Source organism: Kluyvera sp. Awk 3 (assembly GCF_028069715.1).
GTDB lineage: Bacteria > Pseudomonadota > Gammaproteobacteria > Enterobacterales > Enterobacteriaceae > Kluyvera > Kluyvera georgiana_A.
In genome coordinates this window covers 1-20,481 of sequence record NZ_JANEWH010000010.1, presented here as the reverse complement: position 1 = coordinate 20,481, position 20,481 = coordinate 1, and the positions used below count along the sequence as shown (strand labels likewise).

16 protein-coding genes are annotated in these 20,481 nt (G+C 58.1%); 8 read left to right on the top strand and 8 right to left on the bottom strand.

The window, feature by feature from the left end:
* The first annotated feature begins 4 nt into the window (after positions 1-4).
* Positions 5-628, top strand: a complete 624-nt coding sequence (locus NNN71_RS04020; RefSeq protein ID WP_064547555.1) for a TRIC cation channel family protein — start codon at positions 5-7, stop codon at positions 626-628.
* Positions 629-685: 57 nt separating this feature from the next.
* Here NNN71_RS04020 and erpA read toward each other — a convergent pair whose 3' ends face one another.
* The gene (gene erpA / locus NNN71_RS04015) at positions 686-1,030 is read right to left on the bottom strand and encodes an iron-sulfur cluster insertion protein ErpA (RefSeq protein WP_064547553.1); all 345 of its coding nucleotides are present in this window, start codon (positions 1,028-1,030) and stop codon (positions 686-688) included.
* 82 nt (positions 1,031-1,112) lie between these two features.
* On the bottom strand, positions 1,113-2,531 hold the full coding sequence (clcA, locus tag NNN71_RS04010) for a H(+)/Cl(-) exchange transporter ClcA (RefSeq protein WP_249022297.1): 1,419 nt from the start codon (positions 2,529-2,531) through the stop codon (positions 1,113-1,115).
* A gap of 181 nt (positions 2,532-2,712) precedes the next feature.
* Here clcA and hemL point away from each other — a divergent pair, with 181 nt between their 5' ends.
* On the top strand, positions 2,713-3,993 hold the full coding sequence (gene hemL / locus NNN71_RS04005; protein ID WP_163447253.1) for a glutamate-1-semialdehyde 2,1-aminomutase: 1,281 nt from the start codon (positions 2,713-2,715) through the stop codon (positions 3,991-3,993).
* Between the two features lie 157 nt (positions 3,994-4,150).
* Here the strand turns inward: hemL and fhuB are convergent, their stop codons facing one another.
* From fhuB to hrpB, 6 genes are all read right to left on the bottom strand, one after another.
* On the bottom strand, positions 4,151-6,133 hold the full coding sequence (gene fhuB, locus NNN71_RS04000; RefSeq protein ID WP_271457926.1) for a Fe(3+)-hydroxamate ABC transporter permease FhuB: 1,983 nt from the start codon (positions 6,131-6,133) through the stop codon (positions 4,151-4,153).
* Positions 6,130-7,020: a Fe(3+)-hydroxamate ABC transporter substrate-binding protein FhuD gene (gene fhuD, locus NNN71_RS03995; protein ID WP_271457925.1), complete on the bottom strand. Its 891-nt coding sequence runs from the start codon at positions 7,018-7,020 to the stop codon at positions 6,130-6,132. Before fhuD ends, fhuB begins: the two co-directional genes overlap by 4 nt.
* A complete protein-coding gene (gene fhuC / locus NNN71_RS03990; RefSeq protein ID WP_223803286.1) occupies positions 7,020-7,817 on the bottom strand; it encodes a Fe3+-hydroxamate ABC transporter ATP-binding protein FhuC in 798 nt (265 codons plus the stop codon). The genes fhuD and fhuC overlap by 1 nt, the downstream gene beginning before the upstream one ends.
* Positions 7,818-7,865: 48 nt before the next feature.
* Positions 7,866-10,109, bottom strand: a complete 2,244-nt coding sequence (gene fhuA, locus NNN71_RS03985; RefSeq protein ID WP_271457924.1) for a ferrichrome porin FhuA — start codon at positions 10,107-10,109, stop codon at positions 7,866-7,868.
* A gap of 226 nt (positions 10,110-10,335) precedes the next feature.
* Entirely contained in the window at positions 10,336-12,870 is a 2,535-nt protein-coding gene (gene mrcB / locus NNN71_RS03980; protein ID WP_167576724.1) for a bifunctional glycosyl transferase/transpeptidase, read from the bottom strand.
* Positions 12,871-13,032: 162 nt separating this feature from the next.
* Complete coding sequence (gene hrpB, locus NNN71_RS03975) at positions 13,033-15,465, bottom strand: ATP-dependent helicase HrpB (protein WP_271457923.1); 2,433 nt, start codon at positions 15,463-15,465, stop codon at positions 13,033-13,035.
* A 73-nt stretch (positions 15,466-15,538) separates the two neighbouring features.
* On the opposite strand from hrpB, the gene thpR reads away from it, so the two are divergent.
* The 6 genes from thpR to folK all read left to right on the top strand — a co-directional run bounded on the left by thpR (position 15,539) and on the right by folK (position 20,323).
* Positions 15,539-16,069 carry an RNA 2',3'-cyclic phosphodiesterase gene (thpR, locus tag NNN71_RS03970; protein WP_271457922.1) on the top strand — a complete coding sequence of 177 codons (531 nt, stop codon included), beginning with the start codon at positions 15,539-15,541 and terminating at the stop codon, positions 16,067-16,069.
* A gap of 13 nt (positions 16,070-16,082) precedes the next feature.
* Entirely contained in the window at positions 16,083-16,805 is a 723-nt protein-coding gene (gene sfsA / locus NNN71_RS03965; protein ID WP_271457921.1) for a DNA/RNA nuclease SfsA, read from the top strand.
* Positions 16,806-16,961: 156 nt separating this feature from the next.
* Entirely contained in the window at positions 16,962-17,417 is a 456-nt protein-coding gene (dksA, locus tag NNN71_RS03960; RefSeq protein WP_001155227.1) for an RNA polymerase-binding protein DksA, read from the top strand.
* A gap of 68 nt (positions 17,418-17,485) precedes the next feature.
* Entirely contained in the window at positions 17,486-18,382 is an 897-nt protein-coding gene (gluQRS, locus tag NNN71_RS03955) for a tRNA glutamyl-Q(34) synthetase GluQRS (protein ID WP_271457920.1), read from the top strand.
* Positions 18,383-18,437: 55 nt separating this feature from the next.
* Complete coding sequence (gene pcnB, locus NNN71_RS03950) at positions 18,438-19,835, top strand: polynucleotide adenylyltransferase PcnB (protein WP_271457934.1); 1,398 nt, start codon at positions 18,438-18,440, stop codon at positions 19,833-19,835.
* Entirely contained in the window at positions 19,832-20,323 is a 492-nt protein-coding gene (gene folK, locus NNN71_RS03945) for a 2-amino-4-hydroxy-6-hydroxymethyldihydropteridine diphosphokinase (RefSeq protein WP_271457919.1), read from the top strand. The genes pcnB and folK overlap by 4 nt, the downstream gene beginning before the upstream one ends.
* Positions 20,324-20,481: the final 158 nt, after the last annotated feature.

Sequence of the window (20,481 nt, the reverse complement as noted above, 5' to 3'; positions counted from 1 at the left end):
GGTCATGCTTGTCTACTGGCTTGATATTGTTGGCACCATTGTTTTCGCCGTCTCCGGCGTACTGCTGGCGGGGAAACTGCGCATGGATCCGTTCGGCGTGCTGGTTCTGGGCGTCGTTACCGCCGTCGGTGGCGGAACGATTCGCGATATGGCGCTCGCCAACGGCCCTGTATTCTGGGTAAAAGACCCGACCGACCTGGTCGTGGCAATGGTGACCTGTATGCTGACCATCGTACTGGTGCGCCAACCGCGTCGCCTGCCGAAGTGGGTGCTGCCGGTGCTCGACGCCGTCGGGCTGGCGGTGTTCGTCGGCATCGGCGTCAATAAAGCGTTTATCGCGCACTCCGGGCCGCTGGTCGCGGTCTGTATGGGGGTGGTGACCGGCGTCGGCGGCGGGATTATCCGTGACGTGCTGGCGCGCGAAGTGCCGATGATTCTGCGCACCGAAATCTACGCTACCGCCTGTATTATTGGCGGGATCGTCCACGCGACAGCCTATTACACCTTCAAAGTGCCGCTGGAAAACGCCAGTATGATGGGGATGGTGGTGACGCTGGCCATTCGTCTGGCCGCCATTCGCTGGCATCTGAAGCTGCCGACCTTTGCGCTGGACGACAACGGGCGCTAACCCTGCTTGCAAACAAAATTGCCCGCGGCTAAGCGGGCAATTTTAGACATTTGATCATCAAATGCTGAAGGAAGAACCGCAGCCGCAGGTGCTGGTCGCGTTCGGGTTGGTCACGATAAAACGTGAACCTTCCAGACCTTCGGTATAGTCAACGGAACCGCCTACCAGATACTGCAAGCTCATTGGATCAACCACCAGGCCAACGCCCTGTTTTTCGATGGTCATATCGCCTTCGTTGACCTGATCGTCAAAGGTAAAACCGTACTGGAAGCCGCTGCAGCCGCCGCCCGTGATGTACACACGCAGCTTCAGGTTTGGATTCTCTTCATCCGCAATCAGGACTTTTACTTTTTTGGCTGCGGCGTCGGTAAACTCCAGCGGCAGCGCTACGTCATCACTCATTTTATGCTCCCATTACTACAGCTAGTCTGGGCAAATAGTAACCCGACTCTTTGGGTCATTATCTAATACCCTGGTAAATCGTTCAAGTATTCTCCCCGGCAACCTGCCGGGCTTTTGCCTCTTGCTCGGCTTCCTGCTTGGCCAGCGTACGCGCCAGGATAGTGGCATAAAGCGGTTGTCCGCCGAGGAACTGCGCTAATAGCGTGGCACCGAGCCCGGTGATAATCATTGGCAAAATGAGCTGATAGTTATCGGTCATCTCCAGTACCAGCACGATACCGGTCAACGGGGCGCGAACGGAAGCCGCCAGCAGCGCGCCCATTCCGGCGATGGCGAAAGTGCCAGCGTCCAGATGATAAGCCGGAAACAGACTCGCCGCCGCCGTGCCAAACGCGGTCCCCAGCAACGTGCCCAACGCCAGCATCGGTGCGAAAATCCCGCCTGGCGCGCCGGAGGAGAAGCACAGCAGCGTGGTCACGACGCGAACAATGAACAAACACAGCAGCGCGCCGATGGTGTAGTTACCCGCCGCCGCAATCGGGATCAGGGTAAAGCCGCCGCCCGATGCCGCCGGTTGAATCAGCCCCAGTACGCCGCAGCAACCGCCGATCAGACCGCCAATCAGTACCCATTTTTTAATATTGCCACCGTGGATGCGGAAAAACATATCCTGGGTCTTCAGCACCATCGTGTTGAACAGCGGCCCAAAGCAGCCGAACACAATGCCCAGCACCATATACAGCCACAGCGTATTGACCGGCGCGTTGCTCAGTTTACCGACCTCAATCACCGGTGTTTCGCCGTTGAAGATGCGGAACACAATGCTCGACATGATAACGCCGGTAAACACCGCTTTAATTGAAATCAGGCTGTAGCGGAACTGCGGTCGCATCTCTTCAATAATGAACAGTATGCCCGCCAGCGGCGCGTTAAAGGCCGCCGACAAGCCCGCCGCCGCGCCCGTTGCCAGCAGGGTGTGGCGCGCTTCTTCGCCGCGCTGGCGGAAGATATCGCTCACCATGCGCCCTACGTTGCCGCCGATCTGCACCGTCGGCCCTTCGCGTCCCAGCACCATACCGGCACCGAGCGTGCCCATGCCGCCGATAAATTTCACCGGCAACACGCGCCACCAGCGCACCGGACGTAACTCTTCCAGCGCGCCTTCAATTTCCGGGATCCCCGAGCCACCGGCCTCCTGCGCAAACCGACGCACCAGCCAGTAACCTACCATCGCCAGCAGCGCCGACAGAATAAAGGCCAGCGGCCAGACGATAAACCAATGGTCCGCAACCTGAGCCAACGTGCCAATACGCGCGTTCATCACCCAGTTCACCGCATGCTCAAACGCCACGCCGACTAAACCCACCAGCGCGCCAACCACGGCGGCCATCAGGAGCACCATCAGCGGCGTTTTATCGCGATTCAACAATTTACGCACCACGTCACGGCGGCGTAAACGGACAATCCGTTGTGCCTCTAAAGGGGGTATTTCAGCTTTCATACCGTCATCACTAATTGGTAATACAAATAGGAAGGGGGAGCATTTTACCCACACCTGTGCGCTACGTCGCGAAAAAATTGCTTCAGGAGGGCTTTGTTGCAATCAGGCAAAAATTTCATAACCTCTACGGAATAATTTAGAATAGCGGACAAAACATTTTTCACGAACCAGGATCCTGGCAATGAGCAAATCTGAAAACCTCTATAGCGCAGCGCGTGAACTCATCCCTGGCGGCGTTAACTCGCCGGTACGCGCCTTCACCGGCGTTGGCGGCACGCCGCTGTTTATCGAACGCGCAGATGGCGCCTACCTGTACGACGTCGATGGTAAAGCCTATATCGATTACGTCGGCTCCTGGGGGCCAATGGTGCTGGGACATAACCATCCGGCTATCCGCAACGCGGTCATTGAAGCGGCCGAGCGCGGCCTGAGCTTCGGCGCGCCGACCGAAATGGAAGTGACCATGGCGAAGCTGGTGACCGAACTGGTGCCTACCATGGATATGGTCCGTATGGTCAACTCCGGTACCGAAGCCACCATGAGCGCCATTCGCCTGGCCCGCGGCTTCACGGGCCGCGACAAAATCATCAAGTTTGAAGGCTGCTACCATGGCCATGCCGACTGCCTGCTGGTGAAAGCCGGTTCCGGCGCGCTGACCCTCGGCCAGCCAAATTCACCGGGTGTCCCGGCAGACTTCGCCAAACATACCCTCACCTGCACCTATAACGATCTGGCGTCCGTGCGCGCGGCGTTCGAGCAGTATCCGCAGGAGATCGCCTGCATTATCGTTGAACCGGTCGCCGGCAACATGAACTGCATTCCGCCACAGCCGGAGTTCCTGCCGGGCCTGCGCGCCCTGTGCGACGAGTTTGGCGCGCTGCTGATTATCGATGAAGTAATGACCGGCTTCCGCGTGGCGCTGGCGGGCGCACAGTCCTACTACGACGTGGTGCCGGACCTGACCTGTCTGGGCAAAATCATCGGCGGCGGGATGCCGGTAGGGGCGTTCGGCGGCCGTCGTGACGTGATGGACGCGCTGGCGCCAACCGGCCCGGTTTACCAGGCGGGTACGCTCTCCGGTAACCCGATTGCGATGGCAGCGGGTTACGCTTGCCTGACCGAAGTGGCGCAGCCGGGCGTCCACGAGACGCTGACCGAGCTGACCAACCAGCTGGCGCAAGGCTTGCTGGATGCCGCACAAGACGCTGGTATCCCGCTGGTCGTCAACAACGTGGGCGGCATGTTCGGTATTTTCTTCACCGATGCCAAAGAAGTCACCTGCTATCAGGATGTGCTGAAGTGCGACGTTGAGCGCTTCAAGCGCTTCTTCCATCTGATGCTGGAAGAAGGGGTATATCTGGCGCCGTCGGCCTTTGAGGCGGGCTTTATGTCGGTTGCCCATAGCGAAGAAGATATTGATAACACCATCGATGCGGCGCGTCGGGTGTTTGCCCAGCTGTAAGGGATATACGCGCAGTTCCCCCTCACCCTAGCCCTCTCCCCATCGGGGAGAGGGAACCGTTCGGAACAGCCTTCACCTACGGCACCAGCTCGCTTTTCCCCCTCGCCCCTTTGGGGAGAGGGTCGGGGTGAGGGGGGACGTTCCCTCACCCTTTCATCTAGCGGCTCTGCTTCCTCAGCAAATAGATAAAGTACGGCGCGCCGATAAAGGTCGACAGCAGCCCCGCGGGCACCTGATACGGAAACATCAGCATTCGTCCGCACCAATCCGCAAACACCAGCAGCAGGCCGCCAACCAGGGCGGAAATCACCATATGCGGCATCGTCCGCCGGAACCCCATCATCCGCGCGATATGCGGCGCCATCAAACCGACAAAGCTCAACGGCCCGATGGTTAGCGTCGCCGCCGCCGTCAGGCTCGCCGCCAACAGCAGCAGCGCAATGCGGGTCGGCGCCAGCGCCATACCGATCGACCGCGCCGTTACACCGCCAAGCGGCAGAATGGTGAGCCAGCGACGGCACAGCGGCACCAGCAGCAGTAGAACCACCATCGCGGCCGCCGACTGCATCACCTGCTTGCCTGTGGCGTTGTAGGTCGAGCCGGAAATCCACGTCAAAATCTGCGCCATACGCGGGTCGCCGCTGGCCTGTAGCATCATCAGCAACATGGTGAATGCGGTGCTCAACGCCATCCCCGCCAGCAGCATGCGGTGCGGCGAGAAGCCGCCGCGCCCGGCTGCAATCAGGATAATCAGCAGCGTGACCGCTGCGCCGACACTCCCGGCAGGCAGCAGCCAGCCAAAGGCGTTGCCCGGCACGATAAACAGCATCAGCACCACGCCGAACGCCGCACCGGAGCTAATTCCCAGCACTTCCGGGCTGGCCATCGGGTTGCCGGTCAGACGCTGAATAATGCAGCCCGCGACCGCCAGCATCATCCCGGCGATCAGCGCGGAGGCGATACGCGGCCAGCGCCACTGGAGCAGTTGATCCAGCAGCGAACCGCTGGCCCAGTGCCAGCCGTAAGCGTCACGCCCCAGCGACAACGCCGCAAATACGGCAATCAACAGGATGGCTAACCCGCCCAGCGCAAACCACGCAACGTTCTGCCGTTCGCGGGCAACGCTGTCGCTGGCGTTCATTGCAGGCGCGCTCATGCTGCGCAAACGCGGTAGCAGCCACAGCAGCAACGGTGCGCCAATTAGCGCGGTGACGGAGCCGGTAGAGACCTCCATCCAGACTCGCGACAGCCACAGAATCAGTTGATCGGAGAGCCACAGAATCAACGCGCCAATCAACGGCGCCAGCAGCAGTCGGGAGAGCAAACGCCGCGCCCCCAGCATTTTCGCCAGCAGCGGCGCAAACAGGCCGATAAAACCAATAATCCCCACCGCGTTAACCAGTAAGGCGCTGATGACGATCGCCAGCGTTAGCGCCCCCAGTCGAGCCAGCGACAGCGCCAGCCCGAGGTTACGGGCCACGCCGTCATCCAGCCCCATCAGCGTCAGCGGACGCAGCAGCAGCAACGTCAACATCACGCCGCCCAGCAGTTGCGGCCACAAACGCTGCACCACGCTCCAGTCGGTCTGCGTCAGCGTGCCGGTGCTCCACAGGAACATGCTTTGCAGTTGATCGTGGTGGAAAATCACCAGCAATTGGTTGATGGCGCCGCAGTAGAGGCTCACCACCAGACCGGCGAGAATCAGCGTGACCGGCGAAAGCCGTTTACCCCACGCGACGCCAAACACCAGCGCCCCGACGATGCAGGCCCCCGCCAGCGCGGCAAATTGTGCCGCCAGCACCCCCGGTATCGCCCACAGAGTGGTAATGGTCATACCGAGCTGCGCGCCAGTGGCCACGCCAAGTGTCGTCGGTTCTGCCAGTGGGTTACGCAAAACCTGCTGGAACAGCACGCCGACCAGCCCCAGCCCAGCCCCAACCAGCAGCGCAATCGCCAGGCGCGGCAGCAGGCTGTAGTGGAAAATCATCTGGTCAATGGCGTCGATATTCGGCTGACGCATCGCCTGCAACCAGAGTGAACCCGGCAGCGCGGTGTTGAAGTTAAACCAGGTCAGCGCCAACGCAGCAATAAACAGCAGCCCCAGCAACAGCGCAGCAAAGGGAGAGAAGGTCGTTTTCACGCATTGCCTCCCAACGAATTATCCAGGATACGGGCGAAATTCATCGCCGATAGCGTGGCGCCATAGAACCAGACCGCCGGTACGACCTGCATGCGGCCAGCGCGTACGAATGGCATCGCCTGCCATAACGGGGTGGCCGACAAGCTGCGCATTTCCGCAGCGTTACCGTGGTCGAAACAAATCACATCGACGTCTTTATAGGCCGCCAGCCGGTCAATCCCCACGACCGTGCTGCCCCAGAAGTTGGTTTCACCCTGCCAGGCGTTTTTAACCCCCAGACGGTCGAGAACTTCCTGGAACAGGCAGTTCGGGCCGAACACCAGCACATGACGCGAATCGAGCAGCGACATCATCAGCAGTGGGCGCTCCCCACGCTGACGGAAACGCGGCTTCAGTCCATCGATAAAGGCATCAAATTCCGCCAGATGGCGATGTGCGGCCGCTTGTTTACCCAGCAGGTCCGCCATTTCCATCAACGAGCGTCGCGCCTGCGCCAGCGGCTGTTTCCCGTCGCTGAACGCGAAGCCACGCCCCGGCGCGATGCGCGCCAGCACCTCCGGCGAAGGGCCATAGCCTGCCGACCATACCAGCATCGACGGCTTCATTTGCGTCAGTAGCTCCAGATTGGGCTCCGTGCGCAAGCCAACGTCAATCACCGAATCCGGCAGCACCGGTTCGTTGACCCACATACGGTAGTTGGGAATATCCGCGACGCCGTATGGCGTGACGCCCAGCGCCAGCATCAGCTCAACGGGTAACCATTCGAGCGCCACAATACGCTCGTTGTTCATCGGCGCGGCCTGCGCCGTTTGCATCCGCCACAACAGCGGCGACAGCGCCATCGCCGTCAGTAACCGACGGCGGCTAATCAGGTTTACGTCAGCCATCAATAGACAAAACTTACCGGTGCAGCACCGGCCGGGTGTGGCAGGATCCCCATCGGGATACCATAAATACGTTCCAGCGTGTCGCTGCGCATCAGTTCATCCGGCGTCCCCTGGGCAATCATTTCGCCACCGCGCAGGGCCACCAGATAGTCGCAGTAACGCGCCGCCATATTGATATCGTGCAGCACCGCTACCACGGTCAGGCCGCGCTGCTGGCTCAGGCGATGTACTAACGCCAGCACATCGACCTGATGAGCAATATCCAGCGCGGACGTCGGTTCATCAAGCAGCAAGCAACGGCTATCCTGCGCCACCAGCATGGCGATCCATGCACGCTGACGCTCACCGCCGGACAGGCTGTCAACCAGGCGCTGGGCCAGCGGCTTCAGCCCCACCAGCGCAATCGCCTCGTCCACCTTTTCACGGTCGGCAACGCCAAAACGCCCTAGCGCCCCGTGCCATGGGTAGCGGCCAATCGCCACCAGTTCACGCACCGTCATCCCTTCAGCGGGCGGCAGTTGCTGTGGCAAATAGGCCACCTTGCGGGCAAACGCTTTGCTGTTCCAGCTGTCGAGCGGCTGACCGTCAAGCAGGATCTCCCCTTCCGACGGCGGCTGATGGCGGCCCAACATTTTCAACAGGGTCGATTTGCCCGAACCGTTGTGGCCGATGAGCCCGGTCACTTTGCCCGCAGGAAAGGTTAAAGAGAGAGGATGAAGCAGCGTACGGCCCGGAACGCGAAAAACGACCTGTTCGAGAGAAAAGGTCGTATCTGAATGAGTTGTGTTGTCCTGCATAACCGTCAACATGTTAAAGGGCGCGGAAAATCCGCGCCCTGGAGGTGGTTAGAAACGGAACGTTGCGGTCGCAACAACCTGACGTTCTGCGCCCCAGAAGCAGCCATAGGTATTGAAGCAACTGGCGACGTATTCACGATCGAATAGGTTATTCACATGAAGCGCAACGTTGGAACCGGCCATACCTACGCGAGCCAGGTCATAGCGTACTAACGCATCGACAACGGTGTAACTGCCCACTTTGAAGGAGTTAGCCGGATCGCCATAGCTGGAACCCGTTAAACGAGCCCCTGTACCCAACGTCAAGCCAGACAGCGCGCCATCATAGAAGGTGTAATCACCCCACAGAGATGCCATGTGTTTTGGAACCTGCGCAGGCGTGTTGCCTTTGTAAGTGGTGTCCGTCGTGTATTCTGCATCGGTATAGGTGTAAGAACCGACCACGTTAACGCTCGCCGACAGCGCCGCTTTCGCTTCGATTTCTACGCCGCGAGCGCGAATTTCACCGCCCTCAACCGAGTAGAACGACCCATTCGGATCGGCCATCAGGTTATTAGATTTGGTCAGCTGATAAACCGCGCCGGTCACAACGATCGGGCGATCGTTCGGGACATATTTTACGCCCGCTTCGTATTGCTTACCTTTAGAGGGCGCGAAGACTTTACCGCCTTCGCCGGTCTGTGAAGCAGGTTCAAACGATTCACTGTAGCTGAAGTACGGAGTCACGCCGTTATCGAACAGATAGTTAACGCCGCCACGCCAGGTGAACTGCTTATCATCACGTTCGGAGGTCACACCGGTATCGCGGTTGAATGCGCTCTGGTTCGCCCAGTCATAACGACCACCCAACGTAACCAGCACTTTATCCCACTGCGCTTGATCCTGAACATACAGCCCGGTTTGCTTCTGCTTGTTCAGAATACGATACGGACCGGAAGTGTCCGGATCTTTAGAGTTGAAATCGAAGTTGCCGTAGGACGGGTTATAGAGGTCCATCAGCGGTACGGAATCGTCATAGCCAAACCAGGAGTTGATATCATTGCGCATACGCATGAAATCAACCCCGGTCAGCAGAATGTGATCAACCTGGCCGGTAGCAAACTTGCTCTGCAATTGGGTATCAACGGTGAAGTTTTGCAACTTCTCATCATCAACGACGTACTTACGCGCCAGATAATGGCCTTTGTCAGCAGACGACAATGCCGCACACTGTTTGTTACCCGCATTTGATGCATCAGAGCAGACACCATAGCCGTAAACGCTATTCTGCGAGACTTTGTTTTCCGCATAACGCAGGTTCTGACGCACGGTAAAGGTGTCATTGAATTCATGGTCGAAGCTATAGCCAACCATTTTTTCATTACGGGTGTAGGTATTATTTTTCGCGCCTTCGTTGAAATCAGTCGGCAGGCGATGGCCATTTGGCAATGGCTCAACCGTCCCCTCTTTCGGTAACCAGCCGTAGTAGCCCGTTTCCGGCTCATTCTGGAAGTAAGAGAGGAAGGTAAAGTTAGTTTTGTCATCCGGACGCCATGTGAAAGCCGGCGCGATAGCATAGCGCTGCTCACCAGCACGATCCTGCTGTGCATTGGCAGAACGCGCCAGGCCCGTCAGACGATAGGAATAGACACCGTCTTCATCCAGCGCATCGCTGAAATCGAAACCGGTCTGGAACAGGCTATCGGTGCCCATTTTAAACTGGACTTCTTTTAACGGGTCGGTAGTCGGGCGCTTACTGACCATATTCAGTAAACCACCTGGGCTACTCTTTCCGTAAAGAACAGAGCTCGGCCCGCGCAGGATTTCAGCACGCTCCAGCATATAGGGGTCAATTACCGCATCGTTATAGAAGTTGCCCTGCATCTTCATACCGTTGAGGTAGTTATTCTGGCTCTGACCATCGGCAGCAAAACCACGAATGATCAGGTAGTCATATGTATTAGATGCACCGCGCGTCCCTACCGCAACACCAGGCGTATAGCTCAGCGCTTCTTTCACTGATTTCGGCTGATGTAACGCCATCTCTTCGCTAGTCACCACAGAAATAGACTGTGGCGTCTTTTCGATAGGAGTATCCGTTTTAGTTGCCGTTGCAGAGTGTCGTGCAGCAATCGTGGCTGCCGGACCCCAGGCGCTCTCTTGAGGAGCCGGAGCGGCGGTGACGGTGATGGTTTCTTCTTTCGGTTTATCTGCTGCCTGTGCATAAACAGACATGCCGCTAACCGCTGTGGCTACTACGACTGCGATTTTACGCAGCGAGAGACTTGGCTGAGCAGTTTTAAGACGCGCCATTGGTATTTCTCTGATGAAGTGAATGATAACGTAAACGAGAATTATTATTATAACGAGCAGCATGATAGGCGAAAAATTGCGTCGATAGCAAGCAATACGCGCCCCTACAAAAACTAAGGGGTTAAGAAACAAACAGATGAAATAATGAGGTTAAAAAAAAGAAAAAACCTGGATATAAAAAGGCCTCTGTCAGAGACAGAGGCCTTTTAGTGGGTGCATTACGCGATTAATTCCCGCCGAACATATCCTTGATCCAGCCGGCTACGCCGTCGCTCTCTTTCTTCTCTTGCTGCGGCTGCTGCTGTTGTTGCTGCTGCGGCTGTGAAGAGGACGAGTCAAACGGGTTCGTCGACTGCTGCTGCTCTATCTGCTGCTGGCTTTGCTGGCACAGCGCATCCGGGTCGGTCGTCCAGACCGGCAGCATACGCATGCCGCCACCGCCGCAGATAAAGTTACCGCCTTCATCCACGCCCATATTGACCACGTCTTCTGGCGGCGTCAGATCCAGCGCAATCGGCGACTCGCTTGCCAGGTAACGCTGATAGATAGACATCGCACCACTCGCGCCGTATAGCTTGGTCGGCTGGTTATTATCGCGACCTACCCAGGTGATCACCACTTCACGGCCATCGATACCAGCAAACCAGGTATCGACGTTGTTGTTGGTGGTCCCGGTTTTCCCTGCCAGATGCAGGTTCGGGTATTTCGCGCCCAGCTGACGACCGGTACCGCGTTGAACCACCTGCTGCATGGTCCACAGCGTCATGTACGCCGCCTGTGCCGGCACCGCACGCTCGGCCTGCGGGAAGCTCTGATACAGCACGGTACCGTCTTCCGCAATCACCGAACGCAGCGCCGACAGAGTCGCGCGGTTACCGCCGCTGGCAATGGTCTGGAATGCCTGCGCCACTTCAATCGGCGTCAGGTTCAGTGCCCCAAGCAGCATCGCCGGTACGGCGTTGAGCTGGTCTTTCGGCACGCCCAGCTTCAGCCAGGTATCGGTGACGGCGGGCAGGCCCAGCGCCATACCGAGGTTAACCGTCGGCACGTTCATTGAACGCGTCAGCGCATCCACCAGCATTACCTGACCGCTGTAGCGGCGGTCATCGTTCTGCGGCGACCACACCTGGCCATTCGGCTGACGCAGCGAAATCGGCGCATCGGCGATCCAGGTGTTCAGGCGATACTGATTCGGCTGGCTCAGCGCGGTCAGGTAGGTTGCCGGCTTCGCCAGAGAACCGATGGAACGACGCGCCTGCATGGCGCGGTTGTAGCCGGCAAACTGCGGCTCTGCGCCGCCGACCATCGCACGCACTTCACCGCTGAAGCGGTCAACGACCACCATCGCGGTTTCCAGATCGCTCAGCTTACGCTGCTTCTTCAGCGCCGGGATGCCTTCGGTGGCCGCTTTTTCAGCCGCATCCTGCGCCACGGAGTCAAAGGTGGTGAAAATCTTCACGCCGGAGAGATCTTTCACCTTATCGCCCAGCTTCGCCTGCAGCTCCTGACGCACCATCTGCATAAACGCCGGCTGTGGTGAAATCACCCCGCCGCGCGGCTGCACGCCCAGCGGACGCGCGCTCAGCATGTCGTACAGCTCCTGGTCGATCACGTTCTGCTGCTGCAGCAGACGCAGCACCAGGTTACGACGTTCCAGCGCCAGTTTCGGGTTACGCCACGGGTTATAAATCGACGCCCCTTTTACCATGCCCACCAGCAGCGCCTGCTGGTCAAGGCTCAGCTCTTCCACCGGACGGCCAAAGTAGTAGAGGCTCGCCAGCGGGAAGCCGCGAATTTCGTTGTCACCGCTCTGACCGAGGTACACCTCGTTCATATACAGCTCAAGAATGCGGTCTTTGCTGTAGCGGGCGTCCATAATCAGCGCCATGTAGGCTTCGTTGGCCTTACGCCAGTAGGAACGCTCGCTGGACAGGAACAGGTTCTTCACCAGCTGCTGGGTCAGCGTACTCGCCCCCTGCACCGTCCGCCCGGCAGTCAGGTTCGCCAGCACCGCACGACCCATGGAGTAGAAGCTGATGCCATCATGCTCGTAGAAGTGGCGGTCCTCGGTCGCAATCAAGGTATCGATCAACAAGTCCGGGAAGCCGCTGCGCGGCACAAACAGACGCTGTTCGCCGTTCGGCGAGGACATCATGGTAATCAACCGCGGATCGAGTCGGAAATAACCGAACTGACGGTTGTTATCCATGTTTTCGATGCTATCGAGACGCGCGCCGTCGAAGGTCAGACGCGCGCGCACCTGCCCCTCTTTGCTGTCCGGGAAATCGAACGGACGACGGATCATCTCGATGCTGTTGGCCTGCACGGTGAATTCACCGGGGCGCGTCATCGCCGTCACCTGACGATACTGGGTCGCCGTCAGCAGTTGAATCATCTCGTTCTTGCTGATGGCCATATCCGGCTCGAGGCTAACCATGCGGCCATACACCGCCGCCGGCAGCTGCCAGACTTTACCGTCAATGCGGCTACGGATTTTTTGATCCAGATAGACGCCATAGATAGCAATCAGTACCGCGAAGACGATCCCCAGTTTGACCAGGAACCAGAACCAGCGGCGTTTGCCGCGCGGTTTTTTCCCCTTGCCGCCTTTACGCGCACGTGGTTTTTCGTCGTCGTAGCCATCATCATCATAATCGTCGTCATACTCATCATCTCTGAGCTGTCGACGGCTTACCTTTTGTTTTGCCGGACGTGCAGGCTTGCCCTTCCGTCCAATCGGCTCGCGGTCATTCCCCGCCATGCTTTTTCTCCGCAACATTCAGGCATAAAGGCCTGATTCTCAATTCTTCTGTCACAGGACAGAAGAAGATATCTCTCAATTTTACGCTGTGTTTATGCCGGATGGCGGCTTCGCCTTATGCGGCCTACTCGCTTAAACGTAGGCCTGATAAGCGTAGCGCCATCAGGCAGAATACTTCTTCGTCCGCCGCGTTGGCGCGGTATTCGCCGGATCGTCCGGCCAGACGTGTTTCGGATAACGCCCTTTCATCTCTTTTTGCACCTCGCGGTACGCCCCCTGCCAGAACGCGCTTAAATCACGCGTAATTTGCAGCGGCCGCTGCGCCGGTGACAGCAGCTCCAGCACCAGCGCTACACGCCCCTCGGCGATAGTCGGCGTACTGGCTTCGCCAAACATCTCCTGCATACGTACGGCAAGCGCAGGCGGATTATCTTCGTGGTAGCGAATCGCAATACGGCTTCCCGTGGGCACAGTGTAATGAGTTGGCAGCGAACTCACCAGACGTTGTCGTAATGACCACGGCAACCAGTCGAGTAGCGCCTGGTGAATATCCAGCGATTTCAGGCCACGCAGCGAATGTATGCCGCTCATCTGCGGCAACAGCCAACTCTCCAGTTCCGCCAGCAGTGACGCGTCATCCACCGCGGGCCATGCCTCTTCCGGCAGCCACTGCGCCGCGCATTGTAACCGCAAGCGTAGCTGTTCCGCTTCGTTCGTCCAGTTCAACACGCTTAATCCTTTCTCGCGAATACCGGTAAGCATCGCCTGATGCAATTCACTTTCGGACGGCTTGGCCAACGGGCGTACACTCAACGTCAGTTGGCCAATTTGACTACGCCGCAGCGCTTTCAGCGTGCCCTGCACATCATCCCACTCAATGGTGTCGGATTGTTGAAGCAACGGCGGGCAGCGGCTGACCAGCGCGTCAATATCCACCGCGCAGGCCTGCAAAATACGCGCGTCCGGCGAGGCGCTGCCCTGCAACAGCAGCGGCGCAATCAACCACTCGTGACGGCCTAACGCATCGTCAGCATCCAGCATTGCCCCCATACCATTCGCCAACTGATAGCGGCCTTCCTGGCCGCGGCGGCGGGCAATACGGTCAGGGAACCCCTGCGCCAGCAGCGGCGCAATGGCGTCCACATCCGGCTGCCCGGCGCGACGATTCAATCGTTTGCAAAGCTGCTGGCTGCGCTGCTGCCATGGCCCATGAGCGCGGGAAAACGCCTGGAGCAGGTCGCTATTGCCACCGCGCGGCGGTTCTTCAAGGATTGCCGCCAATCGGGCTGCCGTCGCCACCTCGTCGTCGCTTTGCGCCGCCAGCAGCATCGCCGCCAGACGCGGTTCGATGCCAAGCGCCGCCATCTTTTGCCCTTTCACCGTCAGGCGTTCGCCCTCCAGCGCCTGAAGCTGCGTCAGCAGCCGACGGGCCGCCGCCAGGTTCACCGCAGGCGGCTGATCGAGCCAGCTCAGTTGCGATGGGTCGGCACAGCCCCACTGCATCAGATCCAGCAGCAGCGAGGAGAGATCGCTTTGTAAAATCTCCGCATCGCTCTGCGCCGCCGCGCGCTCGGCCTGTTCCTTCGCCAGCAGATGCACGCACACGCCCGGCTCCAGACGTCCGGCACGCCCCGCGCGCTGGGTCATCGAGGCCTGGCTGACACGCTGAGTGAGCAGACGCGTTAACCCGGTGCGCACGTCAAAACGCGCCACCCGCTCCTGGGCGCTGTCCACCACCAGACGAATGCCTTCAATGGTCAAACTGGTTTCAGCAATATTGGTCGCCAGCACAACCTTACGCTTGCCGGCTGGCGCGGGCAGAATGGCCTGCCGCTGTTCGCTCAGCGGCAACGCGCCGTATAAAGGGCACAGCAGCACATCATCGGCCACGCGTTCAGCAAGGTGATTCTGCACCCGCTGAATTTCACCGACGCCGGGTAAGAACAGCAGCAGCGAGCCGTGCTCATGACGCAGAAGCTCGGCCGTCGCGATCGCCACGGCCTCATCAAAACGCTGATGCGCGGGCAATGATTGATAGCGGCGTTCGACGGGGTAAGCGCGCCCTTCGGAAACCACAGTAGGCGCGTCCGGCAGCAGGCGCTGTAGACGGTCGTTATCCAGCGTGGCCGACATGATCAGCAGCTTGAGATCGTCACGTAGCCCCTGCTGAACGTCAAGCAGCAGCGCCAGCGCCAGATCCGCCTGTAAACTGCGTTCGTGGAACTCATCGAGGATCACCAGCCCCACGCCCATAAGTTCGGGATCGTGCTGGATCATGCGGGTGAGGATCCCTTCGGTCACCACTTCTAAGCGGGTATTTGGCCCCACGCAGGTCTCTGCGCGCATCCGGTAGCCCACCGTCTCGCCCGGCTTCTCGCCGAGGAGCTCCGCCAGACGCTGCGCGACGTTACGCGCCGCTAGCCTGCGCGGCTCCAGCAGCAGGATGCGCCCATCGATTCCGCCCTCGCGCAAAATTTGCAGCGGCAGCCAGGTGGATTTACCCGCGCCCGTCGGCGCGTTCAGCAGCACCTGCGGGGCTTGCCGTAAGGCATGGAGAAGTTCAGGAAGGACGCTTGCGACCGGCAACAGGGACACGAATGGCTCCAGAGGGTTAACATTAAACGGCGGACATTGTAGCATCGCCTCAATTCATAACCGAGTCCCCACCATGTCTGAGTCAAAAAGACTGTTTTTCGCCATTGCGATTCCGCCGAAAATCCAGAAGCAACTGGTGCAGTGGCGCGCGGATCATTTTCCCGCCGATGCGGGCGTGCCGGTGGCGGCAGCCAATATGCATCTGACGCTGGCTTTTCTGGGCGAAGTCAGTGCGGAAAAACAGCGCGCGCTGGCGGCCATGGCGGGGCGCATCCGTCAGCCAGGCTTTACGCTACATCTTGACGACGCCGGTCAGTGGCTGCGCTCGCGCGTGGTCTGGCTTGGCACGCGCCAGCCGCCGCGCGGTCTGCTTCAGTTGGCCAACATGCTGCGCGCCCAGGCCGCACGCAGCGGCTGTTATCAAAGCCCACAGCCGTTTCACCCGCATCTCACGCTACTGCGCAACGCCGGACAGGCGGTGCCGATTCCCGCGCCCGGTTTTTACTGGGAAATCCCGGTCACCGAGTTTGCGCTGTACGAATCGCGCTTCACCGGCGGTCGTACGCGATATACCTCATTGCAGCGCTGGACGCTCAGCGAATAACGAAGGAAATCCGATGCAGTTTATCCCCGCGCTTCAGTCCGCGACGCTTATCAAGCGTTACAAACGCTTTCTCGCCGATGTCATTACGCCAGAAGGCGAAACCTTTACCCTGCACTGCCCTAACACCGGCGCGATGACCGGCTGCGCAACGCCAGGGGACACCGTGTGGTATTCCACATCAGAAAATACTAAGCGTAAATATCCCCACACATGGGAATTAACCCAGACGCAAAACGGGGATTTTATTTGTGTGAACACGTTACGCGCAAATACCCTGGCCAAAGACGCGATTCTGACAGGCTGTATTCCCGAACTTGCCGGCTACAACACCCTGAAAAGCGAAGTGAAATATGGTGAGGAAAATAGTCGAATTGACCTCATGTTACAGGCAGATGATCGCCCCAACTGCTATATTGAAGTGAAGTCGGTCACACTCGCGGAAAATGAGTTCGGCTATTTTCCCGATGCCGTCACCGTGCGCGGACAGAAGCATTTGCGCGAGCTGATGGGCGTTGTGGCCAGCGGCGAACGCGCCGTTTTGCTGTTTGCAATATTGCACTCAGCCATTGAATATTTCTCTCCAGCACACCATATTGATGCTAAATACGCACAGTTGTTGCAAGAAGCGCAAAAACAGGGGGTGGAAATTTTGGCTTATAAAGCGGAACTTTCTGCCGATAATATGACTCTGATATCGCCGTTACCCGTTGCGTTAACGCGGGGTGGAGTTGAATAGAAAGTGTTCGGGCTGCGGCGCAAATACGCTTTTCCTCACAGCATTGTCAAGTGTTACGTTTAGATAATTGCCATCCGGAAAAGCATCTGCTATTTATAGCGGCCTGATTTTTCCCCCGAACACGGGGATCGATAGTGCGTGTTAAGGAGAAGCAACATGCAAGAAGGGCAAAACCGTAAAACATCGTCCCTGAGTATTCTCGCCATCGCTGGGGTGGAGCCGTACCAAGAGAAGCCAGGCGAAGAGTATATGAACGAAGCCCAGCTGGCGCACTTCAGACGTATTCTTGAAGCATGGCGTAATCAACTTAGGGATGAAGTCGATCGCACCGTTACACATATGCAGGACGAAGCTGCAAACTTCCCGGATCCGGTAGACCGTGCCGCACAGGAAGAAGAGTTCAGCCTCGAATTGCGTAACCGCGATCGTGAACGCAAGTTGATCAAAAAGATCGAGAAGACGTTGAAGAAAGTCGAAGACGAAGATTTCGGCTACTGCGAGTCCTGCGGTGTTGAAATTGGTATTCGTCGTCTGGAAGCGCGTCCAACGGCTGACCTGTGTATTGACTGCAAAACGCTGGCAGAAATCCGCGAAAAGCAGATGGCAGGTTAAGAGAACGCTAACACTCTATCTTCAAGGCGGGAATCTCTCCCGCCTTGTTGTTTTTTATTGCACTAAACATGTCAACACAACCTTATATCGGGCGCTTTGCCCCTTCTCCTTCCGGTGAGCTACATTTCGGCTCGTTGATTGCCGCCCTTGGCAGCTATCTCCAGGCCCGCGCTCAGCAGGGTATCTGGCGCGTGCGCATTGAAGATATCGACCCCCCTCGTGAAGTTCCCGGTGCTGCAACCACCATTTTGCATCAGCTGGAACATTACGGCCTGCACTGGGACGGCGACGTGCTGTGGCAGTCGCAGCGCCACGATGCCTATCGTGAAGCGCTGGCTTGGCTGAAAAGCCAGGATCTGTGCTACTACTGCACCTGCACGCGCGCGCGCATTCAGAGCATTGGCGGTACCTATGACGGCCACTGTCGCGATCTCAGAAACGGCCCGCAAAATGCCGCCCTGCGTCTGCGTCAGACATATCCTGTGACCGAATTCACTGACCTGCTGCGCGGCACAATCAAGGCCGACGAACGCCTGGCCCGCGAAGATTTCATTATTCATCGCCGTGATGGATTATTTGCTTATAATCTCGCCGTGGTGGTCGACGACCATTTTCAGGGGGTGACGGAAATTGTCCGTGGAGCCGATTTGATCGAGCCAACCGTCCGCCAGATCTCGCTGTACCAGCAGTTTGGCTGGCCAGCGCCTGACTATATTCACCTGCCGCTGGCATTGAATGAAGAAGGTGCTAAACTTTCCAAGCAAAATCATGCACCTGCTCTTCCTGTTGGGGATCCACGCCCGGTACTTATTGAGGCGCTGCGCTTTTTAGGCCAGCCGGTTCCGACGCAATGGCAGGATGTCAGTACGGCGGATTTATTGCACAATGCGGTTGCTCAGTGGTCGCTGACGACGGTGCCTGAGACGGCGAAGATCAATCCGCCATTCTCAAATGCGTTGTGCTGAGCTATGATTAGCCGCTATTTTTTTGTCCTAAAGTCAGATACTACCGAGGTGCACCATTTTTACCCGAGTCGCTAATTTTTGCCGCAAGGTGCTGAGCCGTGAGGAGAGCGAGGCTGAAAACGCCATCGCAAAACCTGCTATGACCGTCATTCCGCGCGAGCAGCACGCTATTTCCCGCAAAGATATCAGCGAAAACGCCCTCAAGGTTCTTTATCGTTTGAATAAAGCAGGCTACGAGGCTTACCTCGTTGGCGGCGGCGTTCGCGACCTGCTGCTTGGCAAAAAACCAAAAGATTTCGACGTGACCACCAGCGCCACACCCGATCAGGTGCGTAAGCTGTTCCGCAACTGCCGCCTGGTTGGTCGTCGCTTCCGCCTGGCCCACGTTATGTTTGGCCCGGAAATTATTGAAGTCGCCACTTTCCGTGGTCACCACGAAGATGGTCAGTCCGATCGCACCACCTCCCAGCGTGGGCAAAACGGCATGCTGCTGCGCGACAACATCTTCGGCTCTATTGAAGAAGACGCCCAGCGTCGCGACTTCACCATCAACAGCCTTTATTACAGCGTGGCGGACTTCACCGTACGCGACTACGTTGGCGGCATGCAGGATCTGTCAGACGGCGTCATCCGCCTGATCGGCGATCCGGAAACCCGCTACCGTGAAGATCCGGTACGTATGCTGCGCGCCGTGCGCTTTGCTGCCAAACTGGATATGCGCATCAACCCGGAAACCGCCGAGCCGATTCCGCGCCTGGCGACCTTAATGCACGACGTACCTCCGGCGCGCCTGTTTGAAGAATCGCTGAAGCTGCTACAGGCGGGCTACGGCTTTGAAACCTACAAGCTGCTGCGCGAATACAACCTGTTCCAGCCGCTGTTCCCGACCATCACTCGCTACTTCACCGAAGACGGCGACAGCCCGATGGAACGCATCATCGCCCAGGTGCTGAAGAACACCGACAACCGCATTCGTAACGATATGCGCGTTAACCCGGCGTTCCTGTTCGCCGCGATGTTCTGGTATCCGCTGCTGGAAATGGCGCAGAAAATCGCTCAGGAGAGCGGACTGGCCTATTACGACGCTTTCGCGCTGGCGATGAACGACGTGCTGGATGAAGCCTGCCGTTCACTGGCGATTCCAAAACGCATTACCACGCTGGTGCGCGATATCTGGCAGCTACAGCTGCGCATGTCCCGCCGTCAGGGTAAGCGCGCGTGGAAGCTGATGGAGCATCCGAAATTCCGCGCCGCCTACGACCTGCTGGCGCTGCGCGCCGAAGCCGAAAACAACCACGAATTGCAACGCCTGACCCAATGGTGGAGCGAATTCCAGGTGGTCGCGCCGCCGGCGCAAAAAGAGATGCTCAACGATCTGGGCGACGAGCCGGACACCCGCCGTCGCCATCGCCGCCCGCGTAAACGCGCACCGCGCCGTGAAGGTAGCGCGTGACCGTCGTTTATATCGCTATCGGCAGCAACCTCGCCTCTCCGCTGGAGCAGGTAAATGCTGCCATTGAGGCGCTCGGTGCCATCCCCGAAAGCCGCTTGCTGGCGGTATCGTCGTTTTACCGCACGCCGCCGTTAGGCCCACAGGACCAACCTGATTATCTGAACGCCGCCGTGGCCCTCGACACTGACTTGTCGCCTGAGGCGTTGCTGGATCATACCCAACGTATCGAGCTACAGCAGGGCCGTGTGCGTAAAGCCGAACGCTGGGGTCCGAGGACGCTGGATCTCGATATTATGTTGTTTGGCGATGCGGTGATTGATACGGAACGTCTGACGGTTCCGCACTACGATATGCACAACCGCAGCTTTATGCTGTGGCCGCTGTTTGAAATTGCGCCTGAGCTACGTTTCCCGGGAGACACCCCGCTTGGCGACTATCTGGCAGCTCGCTACCCTGAAAGCCCAGCCCTCTGGCACACCGCCCGCTAGACAACGCCCCGCAATGAGTGGGGAGTATCATGACAACAGCCTCTGACTCCGACAATATTCCCCTTTATCGCAATGATGTTACTTTATTTTCATAATACGATCGCTAGTGGAGATATTAATTAATATCAGAGGTTCAAATTTATTACATTGTATAAAAT

What these genes read in the sequence shown, in the direction of transcription:
- NNN71_RS04020 (WP_064547555.1), top strand. Translation starts at nt 5, where the DNA reads ATGCTTGTCTACTGGCTTGATATTGTTGGCACCATTGTTTTCGCCGTC.
- erpA (WP_064547553.1), bottom strand. Translation starts at nt 1,030, where the DNA reads ATGAGTGATGACGTAGCGCTGCCGCTGGAGTTTACCGACGCCGCAGCC.
- clcA (WP_249022297.1), bottom strand. Translation starts at nt 2,531, where the DNA reads ATGAAAGCTGAAATACCCCCTTTAGAGGCACAACGGATTGTCCGTTTA.
- hemL (WP_163447253.1), top strand. Translation starts at nt 2,713, where the DNA reads ATGAGCAAATCTGAAAACCTCTATAGCGCAGCGCGTGAACTCATCCCT.
- fhuD (WP_271457925.1), bottom strand. Translation starts at nt 7,020, where the DNA reads ATGGCTGACGTAAACCTGATTAGCCGCCGTCGGTTACTGACGGCGATG.
- fhuC (WP_223803286.1), bottom strand. Translation starts at nt 7,817, where the DNA reads ATGCAGGACAACACAACTCATTCAGATACGACCTTTTCTCTCGAACAG.
- fhuA (WP_271457924.1), bottom strand. Translation starts at nt 10,109, where the DNA reads ATGGCGCGTCTTAAAACTGCTCAGCCAAGTCTCTCGCTGCGTAAAATC.
- mrcB (WP_167576724.1), bottom strand. Translation starts at nt 12,870, where the DNA reads ATGGCGGGGAATGACCGCGAGCCGATTGGACGGAAGGGCAAGCCTGCA.
- thpR (WP_271457922.1), top strand. Translation starts at nt 15,539, where the DNA reads ATGTCTGAGTCAAAAAGACTGTTTTTCGCCATTGCGATTCCGCCGAAA.
- sfsA (WP_271457921.1), top strand. Translation starts at nt 16,083, where the DNA reads ATGCAGTTTATCCCCGCGCTTCAGTCCGCGACGCTTATCAAGCGTTAC.
- dksA (WP_001155227.1), top strand. Translation starts at nt 16,962, where the DNA reads ATGCAAGAAGGGCAAAACCGTAAAACATCGTCCCTGAGTATTCTCGCC.
- gluQRS (WP_271457920.1), top strand. Translation starts at nt 17,486, where the DNA reads ATGTCAACACAACCTTATATCGGGCGCTTTGCCCCTTCTCCTTCCGGT.